This is a genomic window from Streptomyces sp. NBC_01591, from assembly GCF_035918155.1.
Taxonomy (GTDB): domain Bacteria; phylum Actinomycetota; class Actinomycetes; order Streptomycetales; family Streptomycetaceae; genus Streptomyces.
The window spans coordinates 2,143,832-2,155,856 of the sequence record NZ_CP109327.1 but is presented as its reverse complement, the minus strand read 5'-3'; the positions used below and the strand labels follow the sequence as shown (position 1 = coordinate 2,155,856).

Here is a 12,025-nt window from a genome sequence, read left to right as displayed (position 1 = left end):
TACGGGCCGCGACTGACAGTCTCCTATTCGGCGGCCTCCCGCCCCTGCCTGCCGGCTCCGCGGCGCGCCGCCTGTTGTGGGGTGCCTGTCAGCAGTCCTTCCACCAGGGCCCGTACGGAATCCGCGAACAGCCGGTCCGGGTCGGCGGGCCGAGCCAGTGCGCGGGCCAGCGCCGGGTCGTCGTCCGCGGTGGACGCGGTCCACAGATCGCCCTCGCCGGGTGACTGGACGGGGGACCGCTCCCGGTTGCGTTCGACGAGCAGAAAGCCGACGGTCTGGAACTGCACCGCCCGCACCGCTGCCGCCGCCCGCGCCCCGCGCAGCCCCGCGGCGTGCACCTCGTGGACGAGGGCCTGTTGCGCGGGGAGGAACATCCGCTCGGTGAGCCCTCGCTCGTGGACCATCGCGATCAGATGCGGCCTGGCCCGCAGTTGGCGGCGCAGGCCGCGGGCGACGGAGACGATGCGGGCCGCCGGGGTCCGGCCGGCCGGGCGGAGGGTGCCCATCTCCTGCACGGTGCGCTCGACGAGGGCGTCCAGCAGCGATTCACGATTGCCGACGTGCCAGTAGATCGATGTCACCGCGGTGCCCAGTTCCGCGGCGAGAGCGCGCATGGTGAGGGCCTGCGGACCGTGCCGCTTCACCAAAGCGGCGGCCGCGTCCAGGACCTCTTCGCGAGTCAGCGACGATCGTGCCACAGCGCTCCCCGATGCTCGAACTCCGTTTCATGCATGCCTATTTACCCTTCATCCGCGTCGGTGTAACAGTGTTATAGAACCCGGCGCGGAGAACCGATTAACGGACGACCGAGAAGGGTGGTAAGGCATGGCACGTGTACGGTACGGAGCACGCACCGAGGCCGAGATCGCGGCGGCCCGCGAGGCCCGCTCCACACTCCCCGACATCTGGTCCACCGGCGTGGTGGCCCTCTGGGAGAGCGACCCCGACGCGGTGGCGGCCGTCCTCCCGCCGCCCCTCGAACCCGCACAACGCCCGCTCGTCCGGGCCGGCATCAGTACGGTCGAACTCCCCGGCTACCCGCTCGGCGCGGGCTCCGTCGCCGTCGCCGCCGTCCACGACGGCCACGAGGGCTGGTATCCGCTCGTCATGCCGATGACTCATGAACGGGCGCTGATCGGCGGCCGTGAGGTGTTCGGTGAACCGAAGAAGCTCGGCGAGGTGACCGTCGAACGCGACGGCCTCCTCGTCCGGGCCGCGCTCGTCCGGCACGGCATCGCGTTCGTCGAGGTGCGCGGCGCGGTCAGCGGATCGCTGCCGCTGCCCCGACCGATGGCCAAGCTCGACTTCTACTTCAAATTCCTGCCCGCGGTGGACGGCGAGGGCTTCGACTCCGACCCCGTGCTGATCCACTGCACCCGCCACGAGAAGGTCCGCAGGCTGGAACGCATTTCGGGCGACGTGGTGCTGCGCGAGTCGGTGTACGACCCGGTCGCCGACCTCCCCGTACGACGGCTGGTCGACCTCACCATCGGCGAGAAGACCAGCGACCAGCGGGGCAGGGCCGTGGAGCGGGTGAGCGCGAAGGCCCTGCTGCCGTACATCCACCAGCGTTACGACGACCCGCAGCAGATCCACGACGGCCCGCCGGAAGGGAGCGTCCGATGAGACTGGAGGAGGGCCAGGTCGCCGTCGTCACCGGCGCCGCGAGCGGCATCGGCCTCGCGATGGCGCGCAGGTTCGCCGCCGAGGGGCTCAGCGTCGTCCTCGCCGATGTGGAGGAGGGCGCGCTCGACAAGGCGGCGGGCGAATTGCGCCAGGACGGTGCGCGGGTGCTGGCCCGCGCCGTCGACGTCAGTGAACGCGACTCCGTGCAGGCGCTGGCCGAAGCCGCGTACGACACCTTCGGCGCCGTGCACGTGCTGTGCAACAACGCCGGTGTCGGTTCCGGGGCCGAGGGCCGGATGTGGGAGCACGAGCCGAACGACTGGAAGTGGGCGTTCGCGGTCAACGTCTGGGGCGTCTTCCACGGCATCCAGGCGTTCGTGCCGCGCATGATCGCGGGCGGCGGCCCCGGCCATGTCGTCAACACCTCGTCCGGCGACGGCGGGATCGCCCCGCTGCCGACCGCCTCCGTGTACGCGGTCACCAAGTCCGCGGTCGTCACGATGACCGAGTCGCTGTACGCACATCTGAAGGCGGAGGGCGTGCCGGTCGGTGCCTCGGTGCTCTTCCCCGGCCCGCACATGCTCCGGACCGGACTGTGGGAGTCGCACCGCAACCGGCCGGATAGGTACGCCAAGGAGCGCCCGCGCAGGACCCCGTACCGCAGCCTCGAGCAGTGGGAGTCCGCCATGCGGGCGGCGGGCCACGAGGTGGAATTCACCCCGGTGGAGGACGTCGCGGGGACCGTCGTGGACGGGATACGCGCCGACCGTTTCTGGATGCTGCCGGACAGCGAGCACAGCGACCGGCAGATCCGCGCCAGGTCGCAGTCGATGCTGGAGCGGGCCAACCCGTCGTATCTGGAGAGTTTCGTACTCGACTGAGGAGCGAGCGATGACCGACGACCCGTACCTGATCATCTCCTCCGACTGCCATGCCGGGCTGCCCACGGAGGAGTACCGGCCCTATCTCGACCCCCGCTTCCACCGGGACTTCGATGACTTTCTTGCCGGGCGCGACCGCCGCCGCGAGGAGATGACCCGCCTCGGTGTACGTAACGAGGCCTTCGCCGACAAGTGGTTCCACGACAACGAGGAAGGCCTGAAGGGTGGTTGGGACGCCGCCCGGCGCCTGAAGGAACTGGACGGCGACGGGGTGGCGGCCGAGGTCGTCTTCCCCGACGCGGACGCCGTCGACAGCCGTACCGCCGCCCCGTTCGGCGTCGGACTCGGCCTCTCCGGCGACCAGGACCCCGAACTGGGCATGGCGGGCGCGCAGGCCCACAACCGCTGGCTCGCCGAATTCGTCTCGCAGAACCCCGAACGCCACTGTGGGGTCGCCCTGTTGCCCGTCACCGGCGAGGTCGACCGGGTCGTCGCGGAGATCCACCGGGCCAAGGAGTCCGGACTCGGTGCGCTCATGATCCCCTCCATGTGGGTGGACAAGGCCCCGTACCACGACCGCCGTTACGACCCCGTCTGGGCGGCCGCCGCCGAGACGGGCATGCCGGTCGTCACCCACTCCGGGGCGGCGCCGCGCCACGAGTACGGCGACCATCTCGGGATCTACGTCTCCGAGGTCACCTGGTGGCCGTCCCGCCCGCTCTGGTTCCTGCTCTGGTCGGGCGCCTTCGAACGCCATCCCGGGCTGAGGTTCGGCGTCGCCGAGTCCGGCTGCTGGTGGCTGCCGAACCTCCTCTGGTTCATGGACCGGCTCTACCTCGGCGCCCACGGCGGCAAGAAACTCTCCCCGTTCGCCGAACTGAAACGGCCCCCGCACGAGTACCTCGACCGCCAGGTCTTCATCTGCGCCACGAACACCAAGCGCCGCGAACTCGCCCAGCGGTACGAGATCGGCGTCGACAACATCCTGTGGGGCAGCGACTTCCCGCACCCCGAAGGCACCTGGCCGAACACCGCCCAGTGGCTGCGCGGCACCTTCCATGACATCCCCGTCGCCGAGACCCGCCGCATGCTGGGCCTCGCCGCAGCCGAGGTCTTCGGCTTCGACACGGACAAGCTCGCCCCGGTCGCCGAGCGCATCGGCCCCACACCCGAGGACCTCGGCCAGAGTGCCGACCAGGCGGCGGTCGAGGCGTCCTGGGCCAGGTCGCGCGAAGTGGGCCGGCACTGGCTGACCGACCACGACTTCCCGGTCCTGGGGGTTCGGTGATGGACCGGCACATGGACCGCTACACGGTCATCTCGGCCGACTGCCACGCCGGCGCCGACCTCCTCGACTACAAGCCGTACCTGGAGAAGAAGTACCACGACGACTTCGACGCCTGGGCGGCTGGCTATGTCAATCCGTACGAGGACCTGGTCGCCGACACCGCCGACCGCAACTGGAACTCGGAGCGCCGCCTCGCCGAGTTGGAGTCGGATGGTGTTGTGGCGGAAGTGGTGTTTCCGAATACCATCCCGCCCTTCTTCCCCGCCGCGTCGCTGATAGCCCCTGCACCGTCGAAGGTGGAGCACGAGCAGCGCTGGGCCGGCCTGCGCGCGCACAATCGCTGGCTCGTAGATTTCTGCGCGCAGGCGCCGGGCCGGCGGGCGGGCGTCGCACAGATCTTGCTCAACGACATCGACGAGGCGGTCCGCGAGATCCGCCGCACCAAGGAGGCGGGCCTCACCGGCGGCATCCTGCTGCCCGGCGCCCCGCCGGGCTCCGGCATCCCGGAGCTGTACTCCCCGGTGTACGACCCGCTGTGGGCGGTCTGCGCGGAACTCGACGTACCGGTCAACCACCACGGCGGCTCCGCCTCCCCGCCGCTCGGCGACGAACCGGCGGCGCGTGCCGTCTTTATGGTGGAGACCACCTGGTTCTCGCACCGCGCGCTGTGGCACCTGATCTTCGGCGGAGCGTTCCGCCGCCATCCCGGACTGAAACTGGTCCTCACCGAACAGGGCTCCGGCTGGATCCCCGGCGTCGTGGAGATGCTGGACTACTACCACGGCCGGCTGGTCGCGGCGGCGACCCGGGCATCCACCGCAGAGTCCAAATTCGGTGCGGGGCTCGCCGCTTCGATGGGCGCGAGCCCGAGTGAGGTCTGGCGCGAGAACTGCTACGTGGGCGCCAGCTTCATGCGCCCCCACGAGGTGCCGCTGCGCGACCGGATCGGCCTCGACAAGATCATGTGGGGCAGCGACTACCCGCACGACGAGGGCACCGCCCCGTACTCACGGGAGGGCCTGCGGATCGCGTACGCGGGCCTGCCGCCCGAGGAGATCGCGGCCATGGTCGGAGGGAACGCCGCCCGTGTCTACGGATTCGACCTGCCCACCCTCGACCGTGCCGCCGCCACCGTCGGCCCGACGGTCGAGGAGATCGCCGAGCCCCTGAAGGAGATCCCGGCGGACGCGACGAGCCCCGCCTTCGCACCGGGCGGGTCGGTACGCGTCTGGTGACGTCGAGGAGTGAGAACATCCCCGGGTGACGGATACCCAGGCGCACAGCGAACCGCACGGCAACGGGCTCGGCGCACGGCTGAACTGGCTGCGCGCCGCGGTCCTCGGCGCCAATGACGGGGTGGTCTCCACCGCGGGCCTGGTCGTCGGCGTGGCCGGTGCCACCGCCGACCGCGGCACCCTGCTCACCGCCGGCCTGGCGGGACTGCTGGCCGGATCCATGTCGATGGCGGCCGGCGAGTACGTGTCGGTCTCCACCCAGCGCGATTCGGAGAAGGCCGCGCTGGCGACGGAGAAACGGGAGCTGGCGGAGACCCCGGAGGCGGAACTCATCGAACTGACCGGCCTGTTGGAGGGCAAGGGGCTGAGCCGAGAGGTCGCCCGCGAGGCGGCCGTCCAGCTCACCGAACGCGATGCGCTGCGTGCCCACGCGGTGGTCGAGCTGGGCATCGACCCGGACGAGCTGACGAACCCGTGGCATGCGGCGGGCGCGAGTTTCCTGGCGTTCACGGTGGGCGCGCTGCTGCCGCTGCTGGCGATCGTGCTGCCGCCGTCGTCGCTGCGGCTCCTGGTGACCGTGCTGTCGGTACTGGCGGCGCTGGCACTCACGGGCTGGTGGAGCGCACGGCTGGGCGACGCGGTGGCGGGGCCCGCGGTGCTGCGGAACATGGGCGGGGGAGCGCTGGCGATGGCGGTCACCTACGGGGCGGGGCAACTGCTGGGCGCGGCGGGGGTCTGAGCCCGGCCGCGGATCACGGCCGGGCGGGGGCCCGTACCGCGGCGCCGTCACCACATCCGGTACTGGTTCGACGACGAGACCGTGAAGCTGGAGCTGTTCTCCGACGAACGTTCCGGCCGGTACGACTTCACCGAGGTGACCGCGTTGCTCGACCTGGTCCTGCGGATCGTCGTCCCGACCGCCGAGCCGTACGCCACCGCACTCGCGACGTTCGAAGGCCAGGCACGCGGCATCGTCGACACGACCAACGGGTACGACGGTGCGACCGAGCAGGTGCGACGGCTCTTCGCCGAACTGGTCACGGTCCTCGACCGATGGGAAGACGACAGGCCCGGCAACCCGCTGATCACCGGCCTGCGCCCGATCTTCCTGGGCACTGCTGAGCGGCCCGGTCCATGGGCCCGCCGAATCCCGCCCGCTTTGGCAGAAGTCACCAAAGACTGCTGACATCGTGTCTCGCATACTTGTTGGTAACAACGTCTAGTCCCCGGCCGACCTGCGGCTCTACGGTGCTTGCATGCCGACGAACCTGCCCGATGTAGTGCTCTGGTCCATACCGGCCTTCGTCCTGCTCACCGTTCTGGAAATGGCCCTCCACCACTTCCACCCCGACGAGGACGCCGCCGGATACGAGGCGAAGGACGCCGTCACCAGCATCACCATGGGGCTGGGCAGTCTGGTCTTCGACCTGCTGTGGAAAGTGCCCATCGTCGCGATCTACACCGCGGTCTACGATCTGACCCCGCTCCGCGTTCCCGTGCTGTGGTGGACTGTCCTGCTGATGCTGCTCGCGCAGGACTTCTTCTATTACTGGTCCCACCGCGGTCACCACGTCATCCGGATCCTCTGGGCCTGCCACGTGGTCCACCACTCCAGCCGGAAGTTCAACCTCTCCACCGCGCTGCGCCAGCCCTGGACCTCGCTGACCGTCTGGCCGTTCTACCTGCCGATGATCGCGTGCGGTGTCCATCCGGCCGCGCTCGCCTTCTGCTCCTCGGCGAACCTCGTCTACCAGTTCTGGGTGCACACGGAGCGCATCGACAAGCTGCCCAGGCCCTTCGAGTACGTACTGAACACGCCCTCGCACCACCGGGTGCACCACGCGTCGCAGGGCGGCTACCTGGACCGGAACTTCGGCGGCATCCTGATCCTGTGGGACCGGCTCTTCGGGTCCTTCACCGCCGAGACCGAGCGGCCCGTGTTCGGGCTCACCAAGAACATCGACACCTTCAATCCGCTCCGTGTCGCCACCCACGAGTACGCCGCCATCGCCCGCGACGTGCGGTCGGCGGGCAGCTGGAGCGATCGGGCCGGGCGGATCTTCCGCGGCCCGGGCTGGCAGCCGGCCGGCCGTACGGCCGCCCCCGCCCAGGAGCGCACCGGATGAGCGCGGACGCCGTCCCGGACCGGCGCGAGCGTCTCGTACGCCCGCTGTTCATCGCCTTCCTCGTGGCCTCGGCCGTCGACCTCGTCGGCCTGCTCGCCGACGTCCCGGTCGCCCATCTCGTCGCCAAGCCCCTGCTGATGCCGCTGCTGGCCGGGTACGCCGCCGCCCGGCGCGGCCCCCGGCTGCTCATCGCGGCGCTCCTGTTCGGCTGGGGCGGCGACACGCTCCTGCTGTTCGACGCCGATGCCGCCTTCCTCATCGGGATGGGCTCCTTCGCCGCAGGCCACGTCTGCTACCTGTGGCTCTTCGGACGGGCCCGCGGCTCGCTGCCCGCCGGGCTCGTGTACGCCGCCGTCCTGGCCACCTTCGTCGCACTGCTCTGGCCCGGTCTGCCCGCAGAGATGCGGATCCCGATTTCCGGCTACAGCCTGCTGCTCACGGCGATGGCGTACCGCGCCGGCACCCTCGGCCGGTACGCGGCCGCCGGCGGGGCGCTCTTCCTGCTCTCCGACGCGCTGATCGCCACCGGCATCGCCGACTGGCCGCAGCTGCCCGTCCCCGACTTCTGGGTCATGCTCACCTATATCGCGGCGCAGTTCCTGCTGACCGTCGGAGTGCTCGCACCGGGGCCGAAATGGGGCGGTGTCACTGCCGGGGCGTACCGTGAACGGAGTAACAGCAGCTGAGATCGGCAAGGAACACCACGCATGCGCGCCACCGTCATCCACGCCCCCCACGACATACGCGTGCAGGAGGTGCCCGACCCCTCCGTCCAGCAGCCCACCGATGTGGTGCTGCGGGTCCTGCGGGCCTGCATCTGCGGCAGCGACCTGTGGGCGTACCGCGGCGAGTCCGCCCGGCAGCCGGGACAGCGCATCGGGCACGAGTTCCTCGGGATCGTCGAGGAGGCGGGTTCCGAGGTGGCCGGCTTCGCCGTCGGTGACCTCGTCGTCGCCCCGTTCGTCTGGTCCGACGGCACCTGCGCCTACTGCGCCGAGGGGCTGACGACCTCCTGCCCGCAGGGCGGATTCTGGGGCTCGGTCGGCTCCGACGGCGGGCAGGGCGAGGCCGTGCGCGTCCCGTTCGCCGACGGCACGCTGATCAAGCTCCCCGCCGCCGCGGCCGCCGACGACCACCTGCTCACCGCGCTCCTCGCCCTGTCCGACGTACTGGGCACCGGACACCACGCAGCGGTCGGCGCGGGCGTGAAGCCCGGTTCCACGGTCGCGGTCGTCGGTGACGGAGCGGTCGGACTGTGCGGCGTCATGGCCGCCAAGCGGCTCGGCGCCGAGCGGATCATCGCGCTCGGCCGCCACCGGGCGCGCACGGACATCGCCCGCACCTTCGGCGCCACGGACGTCGTCGCCGAGCGCGGCGAGGCGGCCGTCGAAGCCGTACGGGAACTGCTCGGCGGCGAGGGCGCGCACGCCGTGATCGAGGCCGTCGGCACCGAGCAGTCGATGCGCACCGCCGTCGGGGTCACCCGCGACGGCGGCTCCATCGGCTACGTCGGCGTGCCGCACGGCAGCAGCACCGGCCTGGACCTCGGCGTCATGTTCGACCGGAACATCGCCCTGCGCGGCGGCGTCGCCCCCGTGCGCACCTACATTCCCGAGCTGCTCCCCGACATCCTGGCCGGCACGATCGACCCGTCGCCCGTCTTCGACCTGACCGTCGGCCTCGACGACGTCCCCGCCGGCTACAAGGCGATGGACGAGCGCACGGCCCTGAAGGTGCTCATCAAGCCGTGATCCAGGCGGCCGCGTCCGCCCCCAGCGGGCCGGGCGGGCGCGACCAGTCGGCGGGGGAGCCGTCGAAGGAGACCGGTGGCACCGCGTGCCGCAGCCGGCCCAGCCGGCTGTCCGTCTCCGTGAGCCACTTCTCCGGGTCGTACGAACACCCGGTCCCGGTTTCCCCAGGGGCCGGTGCGGGCAGCTCGTCGAGCAGCCAGGCGGCGGTACGGGCCAGCGAGAGCGTCGCCAGCCGGGAGCCGCCCTCGTCGTGCTGCTCGGTCAGCGCCCGCAGCACGGCGGCGGCCAGCAGACAGCCGGTTCCGTGGTCGAGAGCCTGGGCGGGCAGCGCACCCGGCGGGCTCCCGGGCCCGGCGGCCTCGACGGAGGCGATGCCGGTGGCCACCTGGACCAGACTGTCGAAGCCGCGCTGCCGCGCCCACGGACCGTGCCCCCAGGCCGAGAGCCGCCCGATCACCAGCCCCGGCCTGCGCGCGGCCAACGATTCCGGCGTCAGCCCGAACCGCTCGACCGCACCGGGCCGGTAGCCGATGACGACCACGTCCGCGTCGGCCAGCAGCCCGTCGAACGCGGCCGAACCGGAACGGCTGCCGAGATCCAGGTCCACCGACCGCTTCCCGAAACCGGTGTCGCTGTGCGCGTCCGGGCTCTCCGGGAGCTGCGGCGCGTCGATCCTCAGGACATCCGCGCCGAGCAGCGCGAGCGTACGGGTGGCGACCGGCCCCGCGATGACCCGGGTGAGGTCCAGTACGCGCAACCCGGCGGCGGGCAGCAGCGGTTCACCGGTGAGCGCCGCCGTCCTGCGCACCGGCGCGCTGTCGATACGTTCCCTGGCCACCAGCGGCGTGCCCGCGACCGCCGCACCCCGCGGGTCGGCCGCCCACTCCCCGGGCGTCCGGGCGGCCACGGCCAGGCCGCCCGCCGCGTACACCGTCTGCTCGATCTCCTCACCCCGGCGCCCGGCGAACGAGGCGGCGGCGGTGTCCACGGCGATGTTGTCCGGGGTGTCCGCGGGCAGCCCCAGCGTGGCGAGCAACCGGGCCCGGTGGTGCGGGTAGTTGGCGTGCGTGCGGACCCAGCCGTCGGCCGTGCGCCAGAACCGGGACAGCGGGGCGAAGGTGGTCGGCGCGCGTCCGTCGATCCTCAGATGGCGCTCGCTGGTGAAGGCCGTGGCCACCGCGCCGTCGTCGATCCGGACCCGCGGCACGGGGCGCGCGGTGCGGCGCGCGGCCAGTTCGGCGGCGGCCAGTGAGCAGACCGCGACGGCGGAGCGGGCCAGCTCCATGACGGGCAGCCGGGCGGGGAGCAGCCCGCCGGGACCGTCCGTCCCGATGTGCGCGAGAAGCGCGGGATCACCGCCGAGCGCCGCCCAGGCCTGCTCGGTGCCGGACTTTCGTGCGTGATTCATCCCCGCACTATGGCACTGAGTGCCACCGAGCGGGAAGGGCCCCCGGAAGCGGCCCGAACAGGTCCGGACAGGCCCGGGAAAGGCGGCGGGAGGGCCGGCCGAATACTCCGGACCGGCCCTCCCGCCGCGCCGCGTTCCGACTACCAGCGGACCGCGTTCAGCGCGTTCACCACACCGGCACCGTAGAAGCCGTTGCGGTTCTTGCCGCCCTCGCAGACGGCGTCGATCTTGCCGTCGCCGTCGATGTCGTACGGGGCACCGCACGCGGTGGCGTCGGCCTCGGCGCTCAGCAGCGCCTTCACCACGGCCGCCGAGGCGTGCGGGTGCGTCGACTTGATCAGGGCCGCGACACCCGCGACGTGCGGGGAGGCCATCGACGTACCGGCCTTGTAGCCGTACTTGCCGTCCGGCAGCGTGGACAGGATCAGGCCGCTCGTGGCCGGCGGGGCGGGCGTCTGGTAGGCCGTGGAGTCACCGCCCGGGGCCGCCACGTCGATGACACCGTTCCCGTAGTTCGAGTACGAGGCCTTCAGGCCCTTGGCGCCGGTCGCGGAGACCGTCACGACGCCCGGCAGCATCGCCGGGATGTCGAGGCACTCGCGCGGGTCGATCGTCCGGGTGACGGCCGTGGTGTCGTTCGGACTGGTCGTGTCCTCGATCGCGCCGGAGGCCAGGTCGAAGGCGCTGTTGCCGGACGAGGCGATGTTGACCGTGCCCCTGCGTTCCGCGTACCGCGTGGCACGCGCGACGGCCTCGACCAGGGCGCCCTGGTCCGCGTCGTTCTTGCAGTTGAACATCCACGGGTCGGTGTAATAGCTGTTGTTGGTGACATCGACACCGTGCTCGGCGGCCCAGACGAAGCCGCAGACGATCGACTCGGTGTAGAAGAACCCGTCCGGGTTCGCCACCTTGATGCCGGCGACCTTGACGCCCGGCGCGACACCCGTCACCCCGACGCCGTTCTTCGCGGCGGCGACGGTGCCCGCGACATGCGTGCCGTGGTTGCTCTCGGTGGGCTTCGGACGCCAGGCCCCGTCCGTGGTGTCCGGCGCTCCGGAGACACAACTCGCCGACGCCCCGCGGTCGAAGTTCGGTGCCAGGTCCGGGTGGGTGTCGTCGACCCCGGTGTCGATGACCGCGACCGTGACCTTGCTGCTGCCCAGCGTCTTCTTGTGCGCCTGGTCCGCCTTGATGGCAGGCAGATCCCACTGCAGGGGCTCCATCGGATCCTGGTCGCCCGTCGCCTCCGCCGACGCGGCCTTCGCCTGCGCGGCGGTGAGCGGCTGCTCGACCCCGGTGTCCGTGGTGGCCTGGGGAACGATGGGGTTGGTGCGGGTGGCCCCCGCCGAATCGACACCCCTGACCCGGCGGATCGACTTCGCGAAGTCCGGGTTCTGCGAGTGGACGACGAGGACGCCGATCTGCTCGTAGGCGACCACTATCGTGCCGCCGGCCGCGGCTATCGCCTTCTTCACCTGCTTGACGGTCCCGCGACCGCCCCGCGTGTTGACCACGTACGAGAGCTTCGGGCCGTCCGTCGACACCGCCGCCGTGGGCTGCGCGTCCATGGGTGCGGCAGAGGCGGCACCCGTCGGCAGGAAGCCGAGCGAGGCCGTGAGTGCCAATCCGACGGGCAACGTGAGTGCGCGCGTCCGTCTGGATCCCAGATGAGCCATGGGGTCTCCACATCATCCGTGCCGGGCGACCGGA

12 protein-coding genes are annotated in these 12,025 nt (G+C 71.5%); 9 read left to right on the top strand and 3 right to left on the bottom strand.

All coding sequences use genetic code 11. From position 1 onward, the window contains the following. Positions 1 to 23: 23 nt before the first annotated feature. The gene (locus OG978_RS10050; protein WP_326764866.1) at positions 24 to 698 is read right to left on the bottom strand and encodes a TetR/AcrR family transcriptional regulator; all 675 of its coding nucleotides are present in this window, start codon (positions 696 to 698) and stop codon (positions 24 to 26) included. 127 nt (positions 699 to 825) lie between these two features. Between OG978_RS10050 and OG978_RS10045 the strand changes: the two genes are divergently transcribed. The 9 genes from OG978_RS10045 to OG978_RS10005 all read left to right on the top strand — a co-directional run bounded on the left by OG978_RS10045 (position 826) and on the right by OG978_RS10005 (position 8,907). Further along, positions 826 to 1,626 (top strand): acetoacetate decarboxylase family protein, encoded by an 801-nt coding sequence (locus OG978_RS10045; RefSeq protein WP_326764865.1) that lies wholly within the window; start codon positions 826 to 828, stop codon positions 1,624 to 1,626. Beyond that, entirely contained in the window at positions 1,623 to 2,507 is an 885-nt protein-coding gene (locus OG978_RS10040) for an SDR family NAD(P)-dependent oxidoreductase (RefSeq protein WP_326764864.1), read from the top strand. Before OG978_RS10045 ends, OG978_RS10040 begins: the two co-directional genes overlap by 4 nt. A gap of 10 nt (positions 2,508 to 2,517) precedes the next feature. Further along, complete coding sequence (locus OG978_RS10035; RefSeq protein WP_326764863.1) at positions 2,518 to 3,795, top strand: amidohydrolase family protein; 1,278 nt, start codon at positions 2,518 to 2,520, stop codon at positions 3,793 to 3,795. Between the two features lie 11 nt (positions 3,796 to 3,806). Next, a complete protein-coding gene (locus OG978_RS10030) occupies positions 3,807 to 5,030 on the top strand; it encodes an amidohydrolase family protein (protein WP_326764862.1) in 1,224 nt (407 codons plus the stop codon). A gap of 25 nt (positions 5,031 to 5,055) precedes the next feature. Next, on the top strand, positions 5,056 to 5,769 hold the full coding sequence (locus OG978_RS10025) for a VIT1/CCC1 transporter family protein (RefSeq protein ID WP_326764861.1): 714 nt from the start codon (positions 5,056 to 5,058) through the stop codon (positions 5,767 to 5,769). A gap of 81 nt (positions 5,770 to 5,850) precedes the next feature. Continuing rightward, a complete protein-coding gene (locus OG978_RS10020) occupies positions 5,851 to 6,216 on the top strand; it encodes a hypothetical protein (protein ID WP_326764860.1) in 366 nt (121 codons plus the stop codon). A gap of 70 nt (positions 6,217 to 6,286) precedes the next feature. Beyond that, a complete protein-coding gene (locus tag OG978_RS10015; protein ID WP_326764859.1) occupies positions 6,287 to 7,156 on the top strand; it encodes a sterol desaturase family protein in 870 nt (289 codons plus the stop codon). Beyond that, positions 7,153 to 7,842: a lysoplasmalogenase gene (locus tag OG978_RS10010; protein WP_326764858.1), complete on the top strand. Its 690-nt coding sequence runs from the start codon at positions 7,153 to 7,155 to the stop codon at positions 7,840 to 7,842. Before OG978_RS10015 ends, OG978_RS10010 begins: the two co-directional genes overlap by 4 nt. A gap of 21 nt (positions 7,843 to 7,863) precedes the next feature. Further along, positions 7,864 to 8,907: a zinc-dependent alcohol dehydrogenase family protein gene (locus tag OG978_RS10005; protein WP_326764857.1), complete on the top strand. Its 1,044-nt coding sequence runs from the start codon at positions 7,864 to 7,866 to the stop codon at positions 8,905 to 8,907. On the opposite strand, the gene OG978_RS10000 is transcribed toward OG978_RS10005, so the two are convergent. Continuing rightward, positions 8,897 to 10,315 carry a CoA transferase gene (locus OG978_RS10000; protein ID WP_326764856.1) on the bottom strand — a complete coding sequence of 473 codons (1,419 nt, stop codon included), beginning with the start codon at positions 10,313 to 10,315 and terminating at the stop codon, positions 8,897 to 8,899. The two genes, OG978_RS10005 and OG978_RS10000, sit on opposite strands and share 11 nt — an antisense overlap. 140 nt (positions 10,316 to 10,455) lie before the next feature. Next, a complete protein-coding gene (locus tag OG978_RS09995; protein WP_326764855.1) occupies positions 10,456 to 11,991 on the bottom strand; it encodes a S8 family peptidase in 1,536 nt (511 codons plus the stop codon). Between the last annotated feature and the right edge of the window lie 34 nt (positions 11,992 to 12,025).